Origin of the sequence: Streptomyces sp. Root1304 (assembly GCF_001426405.1) — a bacterium.
Lineage (GTDB): Bacteria > Actinomycetota > Actinomycetes > Streptomycetales > Streptomycetaceae > Streptomyces.
Window position 1 is genome coordinate 203,479 of sequence record NZ_LMEP01000003.1, and the last position, 21,965, is coordinate 225,443.

General features: G+C 72.8%; 22 protein-coding genes and 1 riboswitch. Of the genes, 10 read left to right on the forward strand and 12 right to left on the reverse strand.

Annotation, left to right across the window (positions count from 1 at the left end; genetic code table 11):
* The first annotated feature begins 66 nt into the window (after positions 1-66).
* On the forward strand, positions 67-1,122 hold the full coding sequence (locus ASD33_RS07755; RefSeq protein WP_056555626.1) for a DMT family transporter: 1,056 nt from the start codon (positions 67-69) through the stop codon (positions 1,120-1,122).
* A gap of 15 nt (positions 1,123-1,137) precedes the next feature.
* Here the strand turns inward: ASD33_RS07755 and ASD33_RS07760 are convergent, their stop codons facing one another.
* The gene (locus ASD33_RS07760; RefSeq protein ID WP_079044633.1) at positions 1,138-2,472 is read right to left on the reverse strand and encodes an aminotransferase class I/II-fold pyridoxal phosphate-dependent enzyme; all 1,335 of its coding nucleotides are present in this window, start codon (positions 2,470-2,472) and stop codon (positions 1,138-1,140) included.
* A gap of 35 nt (positions 2,473-2,507) precedes the next feature.
* On the opposite strand from ASD33_RS07760, the gene ASD33_RS07765 reads away from it, so the two are divergent.
* Positions 2,508-3,179 (forward strand): pyridoxamine 5'-phosphate oxidase family protein, encoded by a 672-nt coding sequence (locus ASD33_RS07765; RefSeq protein WP_056555508.1) that lies wholly within the window; start codon positions 2,508-2,510, stop codon positions 3,177-3,179.
* Between the two features lie 50 nt (positions 3,180-3,229).
* Complete coding sequence (locus tag ASD33_RS07770) at positions 3,230-3,874, forward strand: FMN-binding negative transcriptional regulator (RefSeq protein ID WP_056555511.1); 645 nt, start codon at positions 3,230-3,232, stop codon at positions 3,872-3,874.
* 84 nt (positions 3,875-3,958) lie between these two features.
* Here ASD33_RS07770 and ASD33_RS07775 read toward each other — a convergent pair whose 3' ends face one another.
* The 3 genes from ASD33_RS07775 to ASD33_RS07785 form a co-directional block, all read right to left on the reverse strand.
* The gene (locus tag ASD33_RS07775) at positions 3,959-4,927 is read right to left on the reverse strand and encodes a DMT family transporter (RefSeq protein WP_056555514.1); all 969 of its coding nucleotides are present in this window, start codon (positions 4,925-4,927) and stop codon (positions 3,959-3,961) included.
* 175 nt (positions 4,928-5,102) lie between these two features.
* Complete coding sequence (locus ASD33_RS07780; protein ID WP_056555516.1) at positions 5,103-6,131, reverse strand: EamA family transporter; 1,029 nt, start codon at positions 6,129-6,131, stop codon at positions 5,103-5,105.
* Positions 6,132-6,197: 66 nt separating this feature from the next.
* Entirely contained in the window at positions 6,198-6,722 is a 525-nt protein-coding gene (locus ASD33_RS07785) for a Clp protease N-terminal domain-containing protein (protein ID WP_242426867.1), read from the reverse strand.
* Positions 6,723-6,990: 268 nt separating this feature from the next.
* Between ASD33_RS07785 and ASD33_RS07790 the strand changes: the two genes are divergently transcribed.
* Both ASD33_RS07790 and ASD33_RS07795 read left to right on the forward strand, forming a co-directional pair.
* Entirely contained in the window at positions 6,991-7,215 is a 225-nt protein-coding gene (locus ASD33_RS07790; RefSeq protein ID WP_056555522.1) for a hypothetical protein, read from the forward strand.
* 69 nt (positions 7,216-7,284) lie between these two features.
* Positions 7,285-7,713, forward strand: coding sequence for an SRPBCC family protein (locus ASD33_RS07795; protein WP_056555526.1), 429 nt, complete (start codon positions 7,285-7,287; stop codon positions 7,711-7,713).
* Between the two features lie 85 nt (positions 7,714-7,798).
* Here ASD33_RS07795 and ASD33_RS36125 read toward each other — a convergent pair whose 3' ends face one another.
* Entirely contained in the window at positions 7,799-8,182 is a 384-nt protein-coding gene (locus ASD33_RS36125; protein ID WP_242426861.1) for a PadR family transcriptional regulator, read from the reverse strand.
* A gap of 373 nt (positions 8,183-8,555) precedes the next feature.
* On the opposite strand from ASD33_RS36125, the gene ASD33_RS07805 reads away from it, so the two are divergent.
* On the forward strand, positions 8,556-9,227 hold the full coding sequence (locus tag ASD33_RS07805) for a DUF1963 domain-containing protein (RefSeq protein ID WP_157870006.1): 672 nt from the start codon (positions 8,556-8,558) through the stop codon (positions 9,225-9,227).
* Between the two features lie 194 nt (positions 9,228-9,421).
* On the forward strand, positions 9,422-10,240 hold the full coding sequence (locus ASD33_RS07810) for a PhzF family phenazine biosynthesis protein (protein WP_056555535.1): 819 nt from the start codon (positions 9,422-9,424) through the stop codon (positions 10,238-10,240).
* On the opposite strand, the gene ASD33_RS07815 is transcribed toward ASD33_RS07810, so the two are convergent.
* Positions 10,215-11,075 (reverse strand): CPBP family intramembrane glutamic endopeptidase, encoded by an 861-nt coding sequence (locus ASD33_RS07815; protein ID WP_242427002.1) that lies wholly within the window; start codon positions 11,073-11,075, stop codon positions 10,215-10,217. The two genes, ASD33_RS07810 and ASD33_RS07815, sit on opposite strands and share 26 nt — an antisense overlap.
* A 257-nt stretch (positions 11,076-11,332) precedes the next feature.
* A complete protein-coding gene (locus ASD33_RS07820) occupies positions 11,333-12,832 on the reverse strand; it encodes a hypothetical protein (RefSeq protein ID WP_056555539.1) in 1,500 nt (499 codons plus the stop codon).
* Between the two features lie 481 nt (positions 12,833-13,313).
* Between ASD33_RS07820 and ASD33_RS07825 the strand changes: the two genes are divergently transcribed.
* Together ASD33_RS07825 and ASD33_RS07830 are read left to right on the forward strand one after the other, a co-directional pair.
* A complete protein-coding gene (locus ASD33_RS07825; protein ID WP_056555542.1) occupies positions 13,314-13,904 on the forward strand; it encodes a hypothetical protein in 591 nt (196 codons plus the stop codon).
* Positions 13,905-14,239: 335 nt separating this feature from the next.
* A complete protein-coding gene (locus ASD33_RS07830; protein ID WP_056555545.1) occupies positions 14,240-14,446 on the forward strand; it encodes a DUF5999 family protein in 207 nt (68 codons plus the stop codon).
* A gap of 110 nt (positions 14,447-14,556) precedes the next feature.
* On the opposite strand, the gene gcvP is transcribed toward ASD33_RS07830, so the two are convergent.
* Positions 14,557-17,442, reverse strand: a complete 2,886-nt coding sequence (gene gcvP, locus ASD33_RS07835; RefSeq protein ID WP_056555548.1) for an aminomethyl-transferring glycine dehydrogenase — start codon at positions 17,440-17,442, stop codon at positions 14,557-14,559.
* Positions 17,443-17,618: 176 nt separating this feature from the next.
* Positions 17,619-17,718: riboswitch (glycine riboswitch) on the reverse strand.
* 113 nt (positions 17,719-17,831) lie between these two features.
* Here gcvP and ASD33_RS07840 point away from each other — a divergent pair.
* On the forward strand, positions 17,832-18,206 hold the full coding sequence (locus ASD33_RS07840) for a PRC-barrel domain-containing protein (protein WP_056555551.1): 375 nt from the start codon (positions 17,832-17,834) through the stop codon (positions 18,204-18,206).
* 69 nt (positions 18,207-18,275) lie between these two features.
* On the opposite strand, the gene ASD33_RS07845 is transcribed toward ASD33_RS07840, so the two are convergent.
* The 4 genes from ASD33_RS07845 to ASD33_RS07860 all read right to left on the reverse strand — a co-directional run bounded on the left by ASD33_RS07845 (position 18,276) and on the right by ASD33_RS07860 (position 21,955).
* Positions 18,276-19,679 (reverse strand): DNA polymerase IV, encoded by a 1,404-nt coding sequence (locus tag ASD33_RS07845; RefSeq protein ID WP_056555554.1) that lies wholly within the window; start codon positions 19,677-19,679, stop codon positions 18,276-18,278.
* A 129-nt stretch (positions 19,680-19,808) separates the two neighbouring features.
* On the reverse strand, positions 19,809-20,438 hold the full coding sequence (gene bldO / locus ASD33_RS07850) for a whiB transcriptional repressor BldO (protein WP_079044635.1): 630 nt from the start codon (positions 20,436-20,438) through the stop codon (positions 19,809-19,811).
* Positions 20,439-20,630: 192 nt separating this feature from the next.
* Positions 20,631-21,104, reverse strand: coding sequence for a bifunctional nuclease family protein (locus tag ASD33_RS07855; protein WP_017238433.1), 474 nt, complete (start codon positions 21,102-21,104; stop codon positions 20,631-20,633).
* A 110-nt stretch (positions 21,105-21,214) separates the two neighbouring features.
* Positions 21,215-21,955: a MerR family transcriptional regulator gene (locus ASD33_RS07860; RefSeq protein ID WP_056555560.1), complete on the reverse strand. Its 741-nt coding sequence runs from the start codon at positions 21,953-21,955 to the stop codon at positions 21,215-21,217.
* Positions 21,956-21,965: the final 10 nt, after the last annotated feature.

Here is a 21,965-nt window from a genome sequence, read left to right on the forward strand (position 1 = left end):
TGCTAAGGGAAGGGGTCGAGGAATTCTCGCTTGTTCTAAGACGTCGTGGCCGTCACCCTGAGTGTCATGAGCCCCGCAGCCCCACCCCTCCCGTCCCCCGCCCGCGCCTCCCGCCTGCTCGACTGGCGCGTCCGGTTCGGCGTCCTGGCCCTCATCTGGGGCTTCAGCTTCCTCTTCATCAAGGTCGGCACGGAGGGCTTCGCGCCGTTCCAGGTCACCTTCGGACGGCTTCTCTTCGGTACGGCGGTGCTGGCCGTGGCGCTGGCCGTGAAGCGCGACCGGCTGCCGCGCGGCGCGCGCGTCTGGGGTCACCTGACGGTCGCGGCCTTCCTCCTCAACGCCCTGCCGTTCTCCCTCTTCGCGTACGCGGAGCTGACGATCCCCTCGACCCTCGCGGGCATCTGCAACGCGACGACCCCCCTCTGGGGCATGCTGCTCTCCCTCGTCGCCCTCTCCGAGGACCGTCCGACCCGGGTCCGCGCGGCCGGGCTCGGCATCGGCTTCATGGGCGTGCTCACCGTCCTCGGCGCGTGGCAGGGCTTCTCCGGGCTCGACGTGACGGGTACGGCCCTGGCGCTGCTCGCCTCGTTCAGTTACGCGGTCGGCTGGATCTACGTCCGCAGGACCCTGAGCGGCGCCGGGGTCTCGAACCTCTCGCTGGCCACGTCGCAGGTGGGACTCGCGACGCTGCAACTGGCCTTGGTCACACCGCTGTTCACCTCGGTCCCGCGCTCGGTGGAGCTGCTGCCGCTGCTCGCCGTGATCGCACTCGGCGCGCTCGGCACCGGCTACGCGATGCTGCTCCAGTACGGGGTGGTCGCGGAGGTCGGCCCGACGACGGCCTCCATGGTCACGTACTTCATCCCGGTGATCGCCACGGCTGCGGGCGTCGCGCTCCTGGACGAGGGCCTGACCTGGAACACCCCGGTCGGGGCCGTCGTGGTCCTGGCGGGCGCGGCCCTCACCCAGACCCGCACCTCCCGGCGCACTTCCGGGACCACGGCCCCGGAGACCCCGCCCGCAGTCGCCCCCCGGACCCCGGTCGCCGCCACCTCCCAGGCCCGGACGGCCGCCACGTCGCAGGATCCGGCGCTCCGGGAGCGTGGGGCCGCCTCCCTCTGACGGCGGCGCACACCGCTACCCGTAACTTCGCGCCGCCACCGGCCCGGTGGCGCGGGCCACCGCCTCCGCCAGGGGTTCGATGTCCGCGGCGGCGAGGCCGGAGACGGTGAGCCGGACGGCCGGCCCGGTGTCCATCCGGAACCGGGCGCCCGGGGCCACCGCCCACCCGGTGGCGAGCAGCCCCGTCACCGCGCCGGTCTCGTCGGAGACCGGCACCCACACGTTCATGCCGCCCCGGCCGTGCGCCTCGACGCCCCGCCGGGCCAGCGCCCGTACGAGTCCGTCGCGGCGCTTCCCGTACGCGCGGGCGACGGCGGCGGCGTCCACGGCGTCCGTGGTCCAGAGCTGGGCGACCACCCCCTGGAGGAGGCGGCTGACCCAGCCGGGGCCGAGCCGCTGCCGCCCGAGCACCCGGTCGACGGTCTCGGCGTCGCCGGTGAAGGCGGCGATCCGCAGATCGGGCCCGTAGGCCTTGGCGACGGAGCGGATCAGGACCCAGTGGTCGGTGCCGCCGGCCAGTGGGTGCAGCGACTGCGCGACGATGCCGTGCCCGTGGTCGTCCTCGATGAGCAGCACCCCGGGATGCGCGGAAAGGACCCGCCGCAGCTCCCGCGCCCGGCTCTCGGTCACACAGGCCCCGGTCGGGTTCTGCGCCCGGTCGGTCACGATGACCGCCCGGGCCCCGTCCTTGCGGATCGCCCGCTCGATCTCCTCCGGCAGCGGTCCCTCGTCGTCGACGGCGACGGGCACGGGGCGCAGCCCGAGCGCGGGCACGAGGTCGAGGAGGCTGCCCCAGCCCGGGTCCTCGACGGCGACGGCGTCACCGGGCCTGAGGTGGACGGCGAGCACCCGCTCGACGGCGTCGAGGGAGCCCGAGGTGACGCCGACGGGCCCGGCGGGCACTCCGTCCGCGTCGAAGGCGGCGCGCGCCAGGCGCCCGAACTCCTCGTCGACGGGGGCCTCCCCGTACATGCCGGGCCGCTCGGCGTACCTCCGCGCGACCTCGGCGAAGGCCTCCCCGAGCGGGGGCAGCAGGGCGGGGTCGGGGCTGCCGTTGCTCACGTCCCTGACCCCGGCGGGGGCCGCGACGCGGATCGAGCCGCGTGCGGTGGTGGCGGGGCGGGGGCGCACCCGGCTGCCGCGCCGCCCGTCGGTCTCGATGACCCCGCGTTCGCGCAGGGTGCGATAGGCAGCGGCCACGGTATTCGGGTTCACCCCGAGGGTTGCGGCCAACTCCCGCATGGGCGGCAGCAGTTGGTCGGGCTGCAAGGCCCCGGAGCCCACCCCCCGCTCCACGCTCGCGGCGATGTCCGATGCGCGACGACCTTCGATCCGATATTCTCCTAGCACAAACCTAAGTATGCACTAGTGCAATGGAGTACGCAATGAGCGCCGCCGCCGACACGTACGCGCCGACCGACCGGACCGTCCCCACCCGCGCCCGCCAGCGCGCTTCGTACGACAAGGCACTCGTCCACTCGATACTCGACGAGGCCTACGTCTGCCACCTCGGGTTCGTCCGCGACGGCGCGCCCGTCGTCCTGCCGACGCTCTTCGGCCGCGTCGGGAACCGGCTCTACGTGCACGGCTCCACCGGCTCGCGCCCGCTGCGCGCCGCCGGCGACGGCGTGGCCTCGCCCGGCCTGCCCGTCTGCCTGACCGTGACCCACGTCGACGGCCTCGTCCTCGCCCGCTCCGCCTTCCACCACTCCCTCAACTACCGCTCCGTCGTGGTGCACGGCACGGCCCACCAGGTCACCGACCCCGAGGAACTGCGCATCGCCCTCGACGCGCTCGTCGACCACGTCGTCCCCGGCCGCTCCGCCGACTCGCGCCCCGCGAACGCGAAGGAGCTCGCCGCCACGGCCGTGATCCGGCTCGACCTGGACGAGGTCTCGGCGAAGGTCCGCGACGGCGGCCCCAACGACGACGCCGAGGACCTCGGACTGCCCCACTGGTCGGGCGTCGTCCCGGTCCGCGGCGGCTACGGCACCCCGGTCCCGGCCGACGACCTCGACCCGGCCGTGCCCCTGCCCGGCTACCTCGCGGCGCTCTGAGACGCACGGCCGCACCGAAGGACGACCGACGACGGAGGGAAGGACCGACGATGCTGATCCACCCCTGGGACGCCGCCCACGACGACGGCGAGTGGCGCGACTGGCTCTCCCGGCACGACTTCGGGCAGCTCGCCGTCAACGGCCTGCCCGGAGAGCCGCCATGGGTCCAGCCGACGCACTTCCGGTACGAGCCCGAGCCCGGCCCGTACGGCCGCGCCCTGGCCCATCTGGCCCGGCCCAACCCGCTCTGGCGCGCCCTTGAGGCGAACCCGACGGTGCTGCTCAGCGTGGTCGACGACCACGTCTTCGTACCGGGCCCGTGGACGGCGCCCGAAGGCACCCCGTCCACGCACGGCACCCCCACCTCGTACTACGCCGCCGTCCAGCTGCGCTGCACCGCGCACGTGGTCGACGACCCGGCGGAAAAGGCGGAACTCCTCGACCGCCAGGTCGCCCACTTCCAGCCGGAGGGGGGCACCGCCCCCGTGCTCCCGGGCGAGGCCCCGTTCGGCCGCCTCCTGTCGGGGATCAGGGTGCTGCGCCTCGAAGTGACCGAGGTGCGGGCCAAGTTCAAGTACGCGGGCAACAAACCGCAGGAGGTCCAGGACCGCGTCATGGACCGCCTGGCCGAGCGGGCGGGCCCCGGCGATCTGGCCGCACGGGCCCACCAGCTGCGCCGCCGCGCCGGGGACTGACACCCGCGGCGGGGACGGCCCCGCTGAGAGCGAGGGCCGGCACCGAGCCGCGAAGGCCCGGACCCGAGGGCGTCCCTCGACCCCCTACACCGCCACGACCTCCTCCTGCCTGCGCACCGCCGCCGCCGCGCGCGCCTCCGCGAACGCGAGGCCCGTGACGGCGGCGAGCAGCAGCAGCGTGCCCAGCACGATCGCGGTGGTGAGCCGCTCGCCCAGCAGCGACACGGCGATCACCGCCGCGCTCACCGGCTCCAGGAGCATGATCACGGAGACGGTGGCGGCCCGGACGACCGCGGCACCGGCGAAGTACAGCGCGTACGCGAGCGCCGTCGGCACGGCGGCCACGTACACGAGGAGCAGCAGGACGCTCACCGGCTCCTCGGTCGCCGGGACGATTCCCTCGGCGAGCGCGGCGGGCAGCAGCCCGACCGCGCCGATCGCGAAGGCCCAGGTGGTGGTGGACAGGGCGTCCGTACGGCCGCCGTCCCTGCCGAGCCGGCGGGTGAGGAGGGTGATCGCCGCGTATCCGGCCGCCGAGACGACCGCGAGCACGACGCCCAGCGGACGGACCTCCGCCGCGCCGCCTCCCAGGACCAGGACGACGAGCCCGGCGAGCGCTCCGGTGACGGCGGCGACACCGCCGCGGCCGAGGCGTTCGCCCATGGTGAGCCGGGCGCCGACCGCGATGAGGACGGGGCCCGCACCGAGGGTGACGACGGTGCCGACCGCGAGGCCGGTGGCCTGGACGGCCGCGAAGTAGGCGCTCTGGAAGACGGTCAGTCCGATCCCCGTACCGAGGATGCGGGCGGTCCGGCGGCGTCGCGATTCCCCCGCGGTACGGGCGACCGCGCGCCGGGGCCGCAGGGCGAGCGCGCCGAGCAGCAGGGCGAGCCCGCCGACGCAGCGCCAGAAGGAGAGGGCGAGGGGGCCCATGTCGCTGATCCGGAAGATCAGCGAGGCGGCGGCACCGGCGGTGCCCCAGGCGACTCCGGCGACGATCAGATAGAGCAGGCTCCGCCCGACGGACAGGGCGGATTCCGAAGAGTTCGACACGTGACTTCTCCGTGGAAGACAGGAGGGAAAGGTGGTCGCTCGGCTCCGCGCGCGGGCAGCGACGAACCGCTCGGGGGCGAGGAACCGCCCGGCCGAGCCCGGTCTTCGTCGAGGAGGTCTCCGCGCGCGCTAGGCGGCGGGAGGCGGAAGCACGGTCGAATGCATGGGCGGCACCCTACAGGGCCCGGGGCGCGGTTCGCCCGGCGTCCAGGTCTTCCGGAGCGCTGTCCGCCTCGTCCGGGCGAGAACCCGCCCCGGGGCCGCCCCCGGATCCCGCCACCGGCCCCACCACCGGCGCCTTCGGCGTCGAGGACTGGGCGATGAAGGCCCCGACGAGCACCACCGCGCCGCCGATGATCTGCGGCGCGTCGAGGTGTTCGCCGAGCAGGACCCAGGCGAGGACGGTCGCGATGACGGCTTCCAGACAGGCCACGACACCGGCCACCTGCGGGGAGAGCCGGCGCACCGAGATGACGCCGGTGACGTACGCGAGGACGGTGGCGATCAGCACGATCCAGCCGAGCAGCAGCCACGCGGGCACGTCGCTGCCGTCCATGTCGGCGGTGCCGCCGAGCAGGGACCAGTCCATGTTCCAGGGGCGGGCGATCACCGTGAGGACGAGTGCGCCGATGAGCAGTCCGTATGCGATGACGCCGATCGGATCGGCCTGTTCCGCCTCGTCGGCGCCCTGGTCGGAGAGGACGAAGTAGCCGACCTGGCAGCAGGCGGCGGCGAGCGCGAGAAGCAGCCCGACGAGGTCGAAGGTCAGCCCGGACCAGACCTGGACGACGCAGGCGAGCCCGCCGACGGCGAGGACGACGCCGAGGGCGGCGGCGCGGGTGACGGGCCGGCGCTGGACGAAGCGGACCCAGCCGAGGACGAGCGCCGGGGCGAGGTACTCGATGAGCAGCGCGACGCCGACGGGGATGCGGGAGATCGAGGCGAAGTAGAAGGCCTGGACCCCGGCGACGGCGAGCAGGCCGAAGCCGACGAGGAGGGCGGGTTTGCGGCGCAGGAGGGCCCGGTGGCGCCAGGCCACCGGGAGCATGACGAGCGCGGCGCCGGCGACCCGGAGCCACACCACATGGAGCGGGTCGAGTCCCGCCTCGATGAGCGGCTTGGCCGCCACTCCTGACCCACCGAATGCGAAGGCCGAGGCCAGGGCGAGTCCCAGGCCGGCGCTTCTCCCCTGAGACGCGTGCATCGGGCCATGATGACAGGACGCGGTCAGGCGCGTAACCCCCGTTACACCTGTTGAGACGACTCCCCGTCACACACCCGGAAGCGGTGCCTCCTCCAGGGCCTCGGGACCGGCTTCCCGCCCGCCCGCGATCCGTGTGACCAGCGCGTCCGTGTCGACCCCCGCGCGGCGCAGCACCTCGGCGGCGCGGCTCCCGGGGTCGGCCGCGATGACGGCGAGCACGTCGACGGCGCGGGGCTGGGGATCGCCCCGGCCGGCGGCCCGGCGGAAGGCCTCCTCGAGGGCGGCCTGCGCGGCCGGCGACCAGCCGGAGGGCCGCGAGCCCGAGGGCTCGGCGCCGCGCACGGCGGGCAGCAGCCGCCCGGCGGCCGAGTCCTCGACCGAGCGCTGCCAGCGCAGCCCGTAGCCGATGGAGCGCTGGACGAGGTAGCCGAGGACGCGGGCGACCTCGTGCGCACCCCCGAAGGCGGCGCCGACCTCGGGGTCGGACTCGATGAGCGAGTGCAGCAGGTGCGCGGTGTCGATCTGCCGGTCGCCGTCCCTGAGGGCTCTTCGGCGCGCGCCCGTCGCGACCGTCGCGAGGGACGGCGTCAGGAAGGGCGCGAGCTCCGCGCGCGGGGCGACGGGCTGCCGGAGTGACTGGGGAAGCGGGACGGGACTGTGCACCCTCCCACCTCATCAGGCCGGGGCGGCCCGAACATCACCGAGGAGAAGCATGTCCGCATCCCACCGGAGTTGGGCACGCACGCACGGTTCCTCCTCCTTACGGATGAGATCGCGCGCGTTGCCCTCAGGGGGCGCGCGCCGCCTTGCCACACGCCCCCGACGCAACCACGGAGCCGTCTCCGTACGTCTTCCGATCGTGTTCTGGATGGTGGCTCTGCTCGCGCTCGACGGGCGGCAGTACGTCTACCGGGTGTACGCACCCCGGGAGGCGCTGCCGGCCGATCTGTTCTGGGCGGCTTTCCACTGCCACGAGGAGGACGGCGCGCCGCGCGCCTCCGACAGCTTCGACGCGGCGGAGATCTGGTGGATCGGCGACGGGACCGGCCCGACCACCGCAGAACTGACGGTTCATCAGTATTGAATGTTCACGCCCGCCCGGCTACGTTCCGCGACACCGGAACCCAGTTGGCACGCGTGAAGGGGTGGTCTCATGGCCGAAGTCAGCGCCGAGGCACGGATCGAGGCACCGGCCGGAAAGGTCTGGGCCCAGCTCGTGGACTTCCCCTCGCACGGCGAGTGGAACGCCACCCACACCAACTTCCCGAACGGCGGCCCGGAGACCCTGGCGACGGGCGCCACCTTCACCGAGAACATGAAGCTGATGGGCTTCCCCGCCGAGGTGCTCTGGACGATCGAGGAACTGGAGTCGGAGCGCGCCCTGGCGATCAAGGGCAAGGGGCCGATGGGCGTACTCGTCACCACCCGCTACTCGCTCACCCCGGACGGGGACGCGACGAGCGTACGGATCGACGGCGCGTTCACGGGAGCGGCGGTCTCGCTGATGGCGGGCAAGCTCAAGGACTCGGCGACGGCGGCCCTGACGGAGTCGCTGCGCAAGCTCGCGGGCCTGGTCGCCTGACGGCCCGGCCCGACGACACACCGAAGGGCCCCGTGGCACACGCCACGGGGCCCTTCGGCCGACCTCGGGCCCGAGCGGGCTCCGCTCAGTCCTCGTCGGCCAGGATCAGGTACAGCCTCTTGCGGGCCTCGTTGATCACGCCGACGGCCTTCTGGCGCTGCTCGGTACTGCCGGTCTTCCAGACCTGCCCGAACGCCTCCATCAGACCGAAGCCGGCCTGACGGACCTCGTTCATGGCCTCCCAGTCGACCCCGCGCCCGACCTCTTCCCACGGCGCCTCGGGGCCGCCCTCGGCCTCGGCACGCCCGGTGTCGGTGAGCGTGAACAGCTTCTTGCCGCCCTCGCTCGCGCTGGTGATCAGCCCCTCGTCCTCCAGCATCTGGAGGGTCGGGTAGACGGAGCCGGGGCTGGGCTTCCAGGCCCCGTCGCTGCGCTCGCCGATCTCGCGGATCATCTCGTAGCCGTGCATGGGACGGTCCTTGAGGAGAGCCAGGATCGAGGCCCGCACGTCACCGCGCCTGGCCCGCCCCCGGCCGCCTCCGTGACCGCGCCCGAAGGGCCCGCCACCGAACCCGGGCCCGAAGGGCCCGAACGCGGCCCGCCGCCCTTCGAAGTCCCCCCGAGGCCCGGGGCCGCAGCCTCCACGACCGGCTCCGTGTCCGTTTCCGTACTCGTGTCCATGTGAACGCATCGCAACGCTCCTTCCATCGGGATCACATCGTCGAACTGTCGCGATGCCTCAACGATATATCGGAACCGTTCACCGAGCAAGACTCCCGACTGCTCGGCGCTGTCACCTCTCAGCGAGAGGACTCCGCCGCCCGACTGGCACGATGCCGGGCATGGCGAGAACACTCCGCATCGAGGGCTTTTCCGCGACCGACCGGCCGGTCTCCACGCCGACCACCAAGTTCGGCGGCCAACCTGTATGGCTGAGGGGCCCGCAGTGGCCGATCAGCGCGGCATGGAACCGGCCGATGCGGTTCGTCGCCCAGATCGAGTTGGAGCAGGTGCTCGGAGCGGCCGGCCACGGGAAGGTGGCCTACGTCTTCGTGACCCACGGCGATCATGAGGAGGAGTTCTTCGACCCCGACATCATCGACCCCGACGGCGGCGAGAACGCGGTGATCGTGCAGCCGGGCGGCGACCACCCCGGCCAGGTACGGCCGTTGGCGACCGGACCGGGGCTCTACACCCGCGACGGGTCGGCCGTGGAGTTCACCGCGGACCTCCGCCCCGTCGACGAGCCCGGCCCCCTGACGGATGGGGACCTCGGAGCGCTGCCCTCCGCCGACCGGGACCACGGCGCCCAACCGATCGACGGCCACAAGATCGGCGGCACGCCGTCGTTCTTCCAGGGCGACGAGTGGCCGGACGGCGGCCCCTGGCGGCTGCTCCTGCAACTGGACTCGAACTGGGTGCCGTGCAGCCTCACCCTCGGCGCGGCGCCGAGACTGTTCGCCTTCGTGTCCGAGGACGGCTCCCGGGGCAAGCTGCTCATCCAGGACTCCTGAGCCGAACGGAGCCGCCCGCGGGAGCCGGCACCGCTCGGGCGCCCCGAGCCCCGAGCCCCGAGGCACCGCTCCGCGCCTCCCCCGGCCCCGTCACCACCCCGCCCGGGCCGGGTCCAGGGACGAGTCCGGGTCCGGGTCCAGTTCCCCGCGATTGGCCTTGGCCCGGTCGATCCGGGCCCCGGTACGGTCGCCCCATGCGCATCCGAATCGTCGACGCCTTCACCGACCGGCCCTTCTCCGGCAACCCGGCCGGCGTCCTGCTCCTCGACTCCTTCCCCGACGACGACTGGCTCCAGAAGGTCGCCGCCGAGGTCAACCTCTCCGAGACGGCCTTCGCCCACCCCCTGCCGGCCGGGGAGGCCGACGGCGAGGCGGACTGGGCCCTGCGCTGGTTCACGCCGACCACCGAGGTCGACATGTGCGGCCACGCCACCCTGGCGACGGCCCACGTCCTGCACTCCACCGGCACGGCGACGGGCACCGTCCGCTTCGCCGCGCGCTGCGGCGTCCTCAGCGCCACCGCCGAGGACGACGGCACCCTCACCATGGACTTCCCGACCTCGCCCCTCACTCCCGTCCCGGTCCCCGACGGCCTGGAGAAGGCGCTCGGAGCCGAGGTCGTCGCGGTCCACGACACAGCCGCGCACATCGGGGACCTCCTCGTCGAGCTGCGCGACGAGCCCACCGTGCGCGCGCTCCGCCCGGACTTCGCCGCCCTGCGGAAGCTCTCCTCGCGCGGCGTCATCGCGACCGCCGCCGCCGAGGACCCCGCCGGCGGCCACGACTTCGTCTCCCGCGGCTTCTTCCCCGCCGTCGGCATCGACGAGGACCCGGTGACCGGCAGCGCCCACACCGCGCTCGCCCCCTACTGGTCGGCCCGCTTCGGCCGCGACGACCTCGTCGGTTTCCAGGGCGGCGCCCGCACCGGCATCGTCCGCACCCGCCTGCGCGGCGACCGCACCCTCCTGAACGGCCACGCGGTCACGGTCATCGAGGGCGACCTGCACGTCTAGCGCAGCGGCCACGCGGCACCGGAAACGCGGACCGGGGCGTACGGAGAATCCGTACGCCCCGGTCCAGCCAGTCCACCCGGCCCGCCAGCAGCCCGTACCCGACGAACGCGACGATGTCGAGCAGCGAGTGCGCCACGACCAGCGGTCCGACCCGGCCCCAGCGCCGGTACAGCAGGACGAAGACCGCGCCCATCACGACGTTGCCGACGAAGCCGCCGATCCCCTGGTACAGGTGGTAGGAGCCGCGCAGCACCGAACTCGCCACCAGCGCGGCCATCGGCGTCCACCCCAACTGCCCCAGCCTGCGCAGCAGATAACCGACGACGATGACCTCCTCCAGGACGGAGTTCTGCACCGCCGAGAGGATCAGCACGGGGTACTTCCACCACACGTCCGGCAGCGACTCGGGAACCACCGTCAGGTTGAAGCCGCTCGTCCTGGCCGCCAGGTAGAAGGCGAGGCCCGCGCTCCCGATGCCCGCGGCGACCAGGGTCCCCCGCCCGAGGTCCGGCCACGGCCGGGTCCGGTCGAAGCCGATGGCCCGCAGTCCGGAGCCCTCGCGCATCAGCAGATGGGCGACGAGGAGGACGGGGACCAGGGCCGTGGCGATGCCGAAGAGCTGCCAGGACAGGTCGAGCCACGGCCGTCCGGGCGCGTACGAGCCGTTGAGCGTCGCCGCCTGTTCCTTCAGCGCCCCGGTCCGGGTGAGCGAGCCGATGAAGCTGATGAGGGACGAGACCCCGCTCGCCCCGAGGGAGAGCGCCAGGACGATGAACGTCTCGGAGCGCAGCACCCGGCGCGACAGACCGTCGGGGGGCAGGGAAGCGTCACTCACTCGTTGCTCCGACACCACGCCTGTCTCCACTTCCCGGTCACGAACGGCCGCCCGTCCGGCGGCCCCGACCACTTTGTCATGATCGGCCGCGCCGTCGGGCGCGGGGAAGCACGCCGGGAGGGGCCGCCGGCGAGCACCACCGGGCAGACCGCCGGTACGACGCCGGTACGGCCCTTCGGGCAGCCCGCCGAGCCCCAGCAGCCGGCCCGCCGAGCCCCACCGGGCAGACCCCCCGGAAGGCCCCGGGAGCCCAGGCCTCAGCCGAGCCCCACCGGCCACGTGTGCACGGGCGCCCCCGCCCGCATCAAAGTCCGGTAGCGGCGCGTGGTCGCCGCGAGCGCCGCCTCCCGGTCGAGGCCCGATTCCAGGGCCCGGTGGAAGGTGTCGGCCTGCCAGGAGGCCCCGTTCACCCGCCGCAGACACCGCTGCTCGATCACCCCGAGGTAGAAGTCCCGGTCGGCGGGCTCGATGTGCCAGGCGTCGAGCCCCGCCGCGGCGAGCGGCAGCAGCTCGTCGAGGACCAGCCGTACCGCCGGCACGGTCGCGACGCCCCCGGCCCTGCCGGCCCGGGGCCACCGCAGCTCCGCCTCGATGCCGTGGCGGCAGGCCGCGTCGAAGTTGGCCTCGGCGTCCTCGAAGGGCAGCCGCTTCCAGACCGGCCGGGGGTCGTCGGCCAGGGAGCGCACCAGCCCGTAGTAGAAGGCCGCGTTGGCGATGACGTCGGTGACGGTCGGCCCCGCGGGCAGCACCCGGTTCTCGACGCGCAGGTGCGGGACCCCGTCGACCCAGCCGTACACGGGCCGGTTCCAGCGGTAGACCGTGCCGTTGTGCAGGACGAGTTCCTGGAGGCGCGGCACCTCGCCCCGGTCCAGGACGAGCAGCGGGTCCTCCTCGTCGCAGAGGGGCAGCAGGGCGGGGAAGTACCGCACGTTCTCCTCGAAGAGGTCGTACACCGAGTCCACCCACCGCTCCCCGAACCAGGTGCGCGGCCGGACGCCCTGGGACTGCAGCTCGGGCGAACGGGTGTCGGTGGCCTGCTGGAACAGCGGCGGCCGGGACTCCCGCCACAGCTCGCGGCCGAAGACGAAGGGCGCGTTGGCGCCGAGCGCGATCTGCACCCCCGAGACGGCCTGCGCCGCGTTCCACACCGAGGCGAACCGGGCGGGCGTCACCTGGAGATGGAGCTGCACCGACGTGCAGGCCGCCTCGGGAACGATCGACTCCGAGGTGCAGAGCAGCCGTTCGACGCCGTGGATGTCGAGTGTGAAGTTCTCGCCCCGGGCCGCCAGGATCTGGTCGTTGAGGAGCGCGTAGCGGTCGGCCGCCGACAGGTTCTCCAGGACCAGATCGTCCTGGGTGAGCGTGGGCAGTATGCCGATCATGACGACGCTCGCGTCGAGTTCGGCCGCCTTGCGGTCCGCGTATCCGATTCCGGTTCCGATCTCCTCGGCGAGCCGGTCGAAAACGCGCCCGCCGAGCTGGTGGGGCGCGATGTTCACTTCGAGGTTGAACAAACCGAGTTCCGTCTGGAAATCGGGGCTCGCGATCTTTTCCAGAACCGGCCCGTTCAGCATGCGGGGCAGTCCGTCCGCGCCCGCGAGATTGAGTTCGATCTCCACGCCCATGAGATTGCGGGGCCGGTCGAACCTCTTCTCCGCGAGGAGCCTCGCGAGTCCCGCGAGGCACTGCTGGAGCTTTCTCCGGTAGTGCTGCCGGTCGGACGGGCCGAACCCGTCGGCCACGACCTTCTCCCCCATCGAAGCGTCCCTCCCCGAGTGGACGGCCGCCCACGGCGGCCGCGCGTCACGGACGATGATGCCCGGCCGACTGATCCACAACGCCTGCGGAGGAGACCTCGCGGAGGATAGGCTGGATGCAGCGCCCCACGGGCACATTCCAAGGGCAAGGAACAAGCGACATATACCGATGTCCTATTGCCCGCTGAGCGGGGGTCGGAATTCAGCCCTCCACCTCTGCGCGGAATACGCAGGTGAGGACGCCGCCGACAGGCGATTCCGCTTCGACTGCCGTTGTTTTACGGCTCGATGACGCCTTGTCAGGAATACCGGCGCGGTCTAGCGGAAACACTATGTGAACACGTGTCGTATAAACTCCGCGGACGAGGCAGAGTGTTGGCGCCCGGCCGCGGCCGTACGGCCCATCTCCGGCCCCGCCGCCGACAGCGCCGTCGTTCCTGCCCACGTTTCACCGTGTCTCCTGAGTGAGAGGCGACCCACCATGCTCCGACCCTCCCCGGCCCCTGCGCCGGCCCTCCGCAGCGTCCTCGCGGCCCTCGGTTCGCCGACCGCCGTCCGCGAGGCCCGAACGCCCGCCCTGCGGGCCGCGCAGGGAACGCTGAGCCCCGAACACCCGCTGCCCGTGCACATCCTCGGAGTCTCCGGAGCGCCGGGCCACCCGCCCCGTGCCCGGCTCGCCGGCTGGCGCTTCCTGATCAGCGACGGGGACCGGGCCATCGCCGCCGCGGACACCATGCTCACCCCCGACGGCTGGTCCTTCTCGCACTTCTTCGAGGGGCCGTACGTCGCCGCCACCGAGCGCGCGCTGCTCCAGGCCGAGGCCCTGCCCGGCGCGTACCAGCCGAGGCTGCTGTCCGTGCCGCAGCTCTACATGCTGACCCTGTGGCTGCACGCGGAGCCGGAGGAGGACGGCGCGACCCCCGCCCCGGCCGCCGCGGACCTGATGGTGCCGCTGGCCCCCGCCCCGCCGGGGATCGCCGCCCACCGCGCCTACCAGGTCGCCGACCTCCTGCCCGTCCTCCGTACCCGCCTCGCGCCGCCGCCCCTCCTGGGCTCGGCGGCGCCCGCCTGATCCACCGCACGCGCGTCGCCACCGCCCCGTGACCCGGCCGGGTCACGGGGCGCACTGCTGTCCGAGGAACCCGTCCGAACGCGCCGCCCGAACACCCCTCCCGGACGGACTAGCCCGCTCGGACCACCCCGAACCACCCGAAGAGACGGTGCAGTTGGGCTGAACCGCCCCTGCGGGTGATGCGTCTTCCCCGGAGAGGACGAGCTGCCGCGAAATCCCTGCGGAAGACCGTCCATGGGGCAACACTGGGACCGGAACCGAACCGACCGACGGGGGCGGCCATGAGCGCCAAGAGCCGCAGGACATCCACCACGACGCAGCGAGAGAACCCACCCATGTGCCAGCACCAGCCCGCCTGTCCCACCGCCGACTCCGCCGACCGGGAGGCGGCCCGACTGACGGCACACCACCCGGAACAGGGCTGGAGCCTGCTGTGCAACGGCGTCCTGCTCTTCGAGGACACCGGTGAGCTGCTGCCGGACGGGCAGATCATCGCCCCTCACCGGCCGCTGACGACGGGCCGGGTGACGACGGCCGCCTGAAGGCGCCGGCGAGGACACCGTACGAGGGAAACGCCGAGGGCCGGCCCGGAGGAACATCCTCCGAACCGGCCCTCGTCCGATGCCCGGGGCCGCTCACGGCCCCTCCTGGCTCAGTTGTCGTACTCGTCCAGCGGCGGGCAGGAGCAGACCAGGTTCCGGTCGCCGAAGGCACCGTCGATGCGGCGCACCGGCGGCCAGTACTTGTCGGCCGCCGAGACGCCGGCCGGGAAGACGGCCTCGTCGCGGGTGTAGGCGTGGTTCCACTCGCCGCCCAGCGCCGCCGCGGTGTGCGGGGCGTTGTGCAGCGGGTTGTCGTCGGCGGGCCACTGGCCCGAGGCGACCTTCTCGATCTCGGCGCGGATCGCGATCATCGTGTCGCAGAACCGGTCGAGCTCCGTGAGGTCCTCGGACTCGGTCGGCTCGATCATCAGCGTGCCGGCCACCGGGAACGACATCGTCGGCGCGTGGAAGCCGTAGTCGATGAGGCGCTTGGCGATGTCGTCGACCGTGACGCCCGTCGCCTTGGACAGCGGACGCAGGTCCACGATGCACTCGTGGGCGACCAGACCGGCCGGGCCGGTGTAGAGCACCGGGAAGTGCGGCTCCAGGCGCTTGGCGATGTAGTTCGCCGCGAGCACGGCGACCTGGGTGGCGCGCTTGAGGCCCTCGCCGCCCATCAGGCGCACGTACGACCACGAGATCGGCAGGATGCCCGCGGAGCCCCACGGGGCGGCCGAGATCGGGCCCACACCGGTCTCCGGGCCCGCGGTGGGCTGGAGCGGGTGGTTCGGGAGGTACGGGGCCAGGTGCGCGCGGACGCCGACCGGACCGACGCCCGGACCGCCGCCGCCGTGCGGGATGCAGAAGGTCTTGTGGAGGTTCAGGTGCGAGACGTCGCCGCCGAAGTGGCCGGGCTTGGCCAGACCGACCAGCGCGTTGAGGTTGGCGCCGTCGACGTACACCTGACCGCCGGCCTCGTGGACCTCGGCGCAGATGTCGGCGACGTGCTCCTCGAAGACGCCGTGCGTCGAGGGGTACGTGATCATCAGCACGGACAGCTCGTCGCGGTACTGGGCGATCTTGGCGCGCAGGTCCTCGACGTCGACCTCGCCGTCGTCGGCGGTCTTCACCACGACGACCTTCATGCCGGCCATCACCGCGGAGGCCGCGTTGGTGCCGTGCGCGGAGGACGGGATCAGGCAGACGGTGCGCTGCTCGTCGCCGTTGGCACGGTGGTAGGCGCGGACGGCCAGCAGACCGGCCAGCTCGCCCTGCGAACCGGCGTTGGGCTGGATCGACACCTTGTCGTAGCCGGTGACCTCGGCGAGGCGCTCCTCCAGCTCGGTGATGAGCGTGACGTAGCCCTGCGCCTGCTCGACCGGGGCGAAGGGGTGCATCTGGCCGAACTCGGGCCAGGTCACCGCCTCCATCTCGGTCGTCGCGTTCAGCTTCATCGTGCAGGAGCCGAGCGGGATCATGCCGCGGTCGAGCGCGTAGTCGCGGTCCGCGAGCTTGCGCAGGTAGCGCAGCATCGAGGTCTCGGAGCGGTGCGCGTGGAAGACCGGGTGGGTCATGAACGCGTCGGAGCGCAGCAGCCCGGCGGGCAGCGTCTCCTCGGCGGTGGCGTCCAGGGCCTCGACATCGGCGGTGACGCCGAAGGCGCCCCAGACGGCGGCGAGCTGGGCGCGGCCGGTGGTCTCGTCGCAGGACATCGACACGTGGTCGGCGTCGACGCGGTAGAGGTTCACGCCGGCCTCGCGGGCGGCGGCGACGACCTCGTCGGCCTTGCCGGGCACGCGGGCGGTGAGGGTGTCGAAGAAGGCGCCCTGGGTGAGCTCCACGCCACCGGCGGTCAGACCGGCGGCGAGGATCGCGGCGTAGCGGTGGGTGCGGCGCGCGATGCCCTGGAGGCCCTCGGGGCCGTGGTAGACGGCGTACATGCCGGCCATGACGGCGAGCAGCACCTGAGCGGTACAGATGTTGCTGGTGGCCTTCTCGCGGCGGATGTGCTGCTCGCGGGTCTGGAGGGCCAGGCGGTACGCGCGGTTCCCGTCGGCGTCGACGGAGACGCCCACGAGACGGCCGGGCAGGGAGCGGGCGTGCTTGTCCTGGACGGCCATGTAGCCGGCGTGGGGACCGCCGAAGCCCATCGGGACGCCGAAGCGCTGCGTCGTACCGACGGCGATGTCCGCGCCCAGCTCGCCCGGCGAGGTGAGCAGGGTCAGCGCGAGCAGGTCGGCGGCGACGGTGACGATCGCGCCGAGCTCGTGGGCGGCGTCGATCAGCGGCTTGATGTCGCGGACGGCACCGGAGGCGCCCGGGTACTGGAGGAGCACACCGAACACACCGCGCTCGGCGATCTCGGCCGGGATACCCGCCGAGAGGTCCGCGACGACGACCTCGACACCGGTCGGCTCGGCGCGGGTCTCGATGACGGCGATCGTCTGGGGCAGGGCGTCGGCGTCGACGAGGAAGACGCCGTTCTTGACCTTGCCGACGCGCCGGGCGAGGGACATGGCCTCGGCGGCGGCGGTGCCCTCGTCGAGCAGCGAGGCGCCGGAGGTGGGCAGCCCGGTCAGGTCGGCGACGACGGTCTGGAAGTTCAGCAGGGCCTCCAGGCGGCCCTGGGAGATCTCCGGCTGGTACGGCGTGTACGCGGTGTACCAGGCGGGGTTCTCCATCACGTTCCGCAGGATCACCGGCGGCGTGAAGGTGCCGTAGTAGCCGAGGCCGATCATCGGCGCGAGGACCTGGTTGCGGTCGGCGAGGTCGCGCAGCTCGGCGAGGACCTCGGCCTCGGTGCGCGCGGACGGCAGCCCGAGCGCCTCGGTGTTCTTGATCACGTCCGGCACGGCGGCGGCCGTGAGCTCGTCGAGGGAGCCGTAACCGACCTGGGCGAGCATCTTGGCGCGCGCCTCGGCGTCGGGCCCGATGTGCCGCTGCTCGAACGGGATGCCCTGTTCGAGCTCGGAGAGCGGAGTGCGGTTGGCGGTCATGTACGGAGGCCTCCTGGTCGTCACGACCTGCGAGGGGCACCACGGCGCGGGTACCCGGACGGCCTCCCCCTCTGTCATCTCAACCTGAGAGTTTCACCGGCACGCCTCACGGCACGCCGGCTTTCACCGTCGGTGAGAGCGCATGCCGTGGACACCGCTCTGCTTTCCAGAGTGACCTCGTCCGCGCGGTACAGGGGCCTGAGAGATTCCGGGGAGGATTTGCTCCTTCGGCGTCCACCGGAAGGTTTCTCCGGAGGACTCTCCCGCACGGGGTCGACAGCCACAGCCAGCCTACCAGCGCGGTTGCGGCTGCCATCGCTCAAGTGGCCGACATCCCAGTTGTGCACTTTCGTAGGGGTGTAGAGCAGTTGCGACCAGTTGGAGGGACCGTGCAGACCGACATCGATCCGCGCAGCCTGATCGGCCGCAAGGCGTTCGACCGGAACGGACACAAGATCGGAACCGTGGACGAGGTGTACCTGGACGACGCGACCGGCATCCCGGAATGGGCCGCGGTCCGCACCGGACTGTTCAGCCGGGACGCCTTCGTCCCGCTGGAGCCGAGCGAACTGGCCGGCGACGGCCTCCACGTCCCCTACGAACGCGCCCTGATCAAGGACGCACCCGACTTCGGCGTGGGCCGCCACCTCTCCCCGGAACAGGAACTCCAGCTCTACCGCCACTACAGCATGGCCCTCCCGCCGCCCCCCACGGACGCCCCGGACACCGACTTCGGCCGCCTGGCGGGCCAGGACGGCACCTGACGCACGGACGGGACGACGCACCCGGTCCCAGGCCCCGTACGGCCTCGGGGCCGGGCTCACCCGTACCCGTCACTCCCCCTCGTCCCCCCGCACCAGCGGCAACGGCTCCGACGGCTCCAGTTCCGGATCGTCCACGGAGAACGTCCGCACCCGCCCGGGTCCGGACCACGGTTCCTCGAACCGCACCGTGACCCGACCGACCCCGCTCCCCTGGACCCACCCGGCCCCGTGCACCGCGTGCCGTACGTCGTGGCCGGGCGACCAGTGCCGCTCCACGGCCTCCTCGGCCCCACCGGGCGCGACAGCGCCGCCCGCCGCGGTCTCCGTACCGTCGGCCGCGCGCACGGCGTCCCCGGCGCCCCCCTCGCCCGCACGCTCGGAGTCCTCCGCCTCCCCCCGCGCCTCCGCCTGAGCGAACAGGTCCTCCTGGGTGTAGTCCGCGAGCCCGCTCACGCCCACCCCGAGCAGCCGCACGCCCCCGGTCGTGTCCACGCCCTCCAGCAGGCGCCCCACGGCCTCCCGGACCACCGCGGGGTCGTCGGTGGGCCCCCGGAGCGTCTCGGACCGGGTCAGCGTGGAGAAGTCGTAGCGCCGCACCTTCAGGACGATCGTCCGCCCCGAGTGCCCCGAGGCCCGCAGCCGCCCGACGCACCGCTCCGCGAGCCGCTCCACCTCGACCCGGATGCGGACCCGGTCGTGCAGGTCGACGTCGAAGGTGTCCTCGACCGACACCGACTTGGCATCCCGCTCGGCCACCACGGCCCGGTCGTCGTACCCCTGGGCCATCCGGTACAGCGAGGCCCCGTGCGCCCGCCCCAGGAGCCGTACGAGCTCGTCCTCGCCCGCCTCCGCGAGGTCGGCCACCGTGGTCATCCCGGCCCGCCGCAGATGCTCCCCGGTGGCCGGCCCCACCCCGGGCAGGATCCGCACCGACCGGGGGCCGAGCAGCTCGCGCTCGGTCCCGGGCTCGATCAGGACGAGCCCGTCGGGCTTGGCCTCCTCGGAGGCGATCTTCGCGATCATCTTGGACCCCGCGAGCCCCACGGAACCGGTGAGTCCCGTCGTCGCCAGGATGTCGACCCGCAGCCGCTCCCCGGCGGCCCGCGCGCTCGCGCTGTCGTCGGCCACGCCTCCGGCCTCCAGGTCGACGAAGGCCTCGTCGAGGCTGAGCGGCTCGACGAGCGGGGAGAGCCGCCCGAGCAGTTCCATGACCTGCTCGCTGATCGAGCGGTAGAAGGCGAACCGGGGCACGAGGTAGGCGGCGTTCGGCGCGAGCCGTCGCGCCTGGCCCATCGGCATCGCCGAGTGCACGCCGAAGCGACGCGCCTCGTACGAGGCGGTGGCGACCACCCCGCGCGGCCCGAGGCCGCCGACGACCACCGGTTTTCCGCGCAGGCTGGGCTTCGCCGCCTGTTCGGCGGCGGCGAAGAACGCATCCATGTCGAGATGCAGGATCGTCGGCGCGGCTCTCACAGGTCCGATGCTGCCCTACGCCACTGACAACGCGGCCCCGGCACGTCAGGAGCCGGCCCCGTCACGCCCCGGGGCCCGCCCGGTCACGCCCCGAAGCCCGCCCACCTGTCACGGCGCGAGCCGCCCGGCCTAGACGGCCTTGTCCCGTCGACGCCGCGCCAGCTCGTCCCCGGGGTTGTTCCCGACCAGCGTCTCGCCGGTGTCGACCCGCTCCCCGTGCAGCTGCGAGAGGGCCGCCTCGACGTCCCTCCACACCACCCCGACGGCGATGCCGAAGACGCCCTGTCCGCCCTGGAGCAGGCTGACGACCTCGTCGGGCGAGGAGCACTCGTAGACCGTGGCCCCGTCGCTCATGAGCGTCATCCGCTCCAGATCACGGAAGCCCCGCGCGCGCAGGTGCTGCACCGCCGCCCGGATGTTCTGGAGGGCGACCCCGGTGTCCAGGAACCGCTTGACGATCTTCAGCACGACGACGTCGCGGAAGCTGTAGAGCCGCTGGGTCCCCGACCCGTACGCGGGCCGCACGCTCGGCTCCACGAGCCCCGTGCGTGCCCAGTAGTCCAGCTGTCGATAGGTGATCCCGGCCGCCGCGCAGGCCGTCGGGCCGCGATAGCCGACCGCCTCGCCCGCCGCTCCCGGCCCGGTGCCCGCACCGGCTTCCGTACCGAAGTCGCCCACACTGCCGTGAAGCGGATACGGACCGCTCTCTCCGGACACGCGTCCGAGCGAGCTCCCTGCCGTACCGTCCGCGCTGCTCATCACGCCGACCCTCCGTCCTTGACCTGCCCACACGAAGGTAGGCAGTCACTCGGGGTGCGTCAACGATCGCCACACTCGGCACGCCGAGTGATAATCACCCTGAGAGTGGTTTCCCGTGTCTCTCCCCGGGGAAAGGCTACTCGAATGCCCTGACAGCACCCCGCGAACGGCCTTCGGCCGCGCCGCTGCGCCTCACTGACTGTTGGTCCCGAAATCCTCCGGTGAGATCTGGTCGAGGAACTCGCGGAACTTCTCCACCTCGTCCTCCTGCTCGTCCGGGATCGCGATGCCGGCATCGTCCAGCACACCGTCACTGCCGAAGATCGGCGTTCCGGTACGGAGGGCCAGGGCTATCGCGTCCGAAGGGCGCGCGCTCACCTCGACGCCGCTGGCGAAGACCAGCTCGGCGTAGAAGACCCCGTCACGCAGATCCGTGATGCGGACTTCGGTGAGTTCCTGTCCCACGGCTTCCAGCACGTCCTTGAACAGGTCGTGCGTCAGCGGCCGCGGAGGGGCCATCCCCTGCTGAGCGAAGGCAATGGCGGTCGCCTCCCCCGGTCCGATCCAGATGGGGAGGTACCGATCGCCTCCCACTTCACGCAGGAGCACGATCGGCTGGTTGGAGGGCATTTCCACCCGGACACCCACAACGTCGAGCTCGTTCACACAGCAACCCTAGGACGTGCCCGACCGGTTTGGATAGTCGGGCCCCCTCCCGGAGGCACCGCCGAGCCACTGCCAGGCCGTCCCCGGGCCGCCGCCGAGCCCCTACGCGGTCACTGGAGCCGAATCCCCAGCGCGGTCTGTACGAGGGCGGCGTGCAGCCGCACCGACTGTGCGGCGAGGTCCCGCGCGGTCTCCTCCGCATGGGCCCTGGTCTGCGGATTGCGGTGCCGGCGCAGTGGCGCGACGACCTGCTCGATCAGCCCGGCCTCCCGGTCCGCGGCCGCCTTCACGGCCCGCAGGTGCCGGGGTTCGAGCCCGAAGCGCCCCAGATCGGCGACGAGCCGGGCGACGGTGACGGTCTCGGGGTCGTAGCCGCCGCCCTCCGTCGCGGAGATCAGCCCGTACGACTCCCACTCGGCGAGTTCGGCCTCGGTAACCTCGGCCGCCGCCAGCAGCTCGGCGCGCCCCAGGCGCGCGGCGGTGGGCGGCTCGGCGTCCGTCTCCCAGGCCCCCTCGATGAGGTCCCGCCGCCGGCCGGGGGCCGGGAGCGGGATCTGCTCACCGCGGGCCAGGGCGTCGAGGTGCTCGCGAATGACCTTCAGCGGAAGGTAGTGGTCCCGCTGCATCCGCAGGATCTGAGCGAGCCGCTCCACGTCCTGCGGGCTGAACTTGCGGTATCCGGAGGCCGTCCGCCGGGGCTCGACGAGCCCCTCGGCCTCCAGGAACCGGATCTTGGAGATGGTCACTTCGGGAAATTCGTCGCGCAGCTGGTTCAGCACCGTGCCGATGCTGACCAGCCGGTCGCCCGCGGCGGTGCCCGTTCCGGCACCGCCCGTCGGTGTTCGCAGCATGGACCTTCCC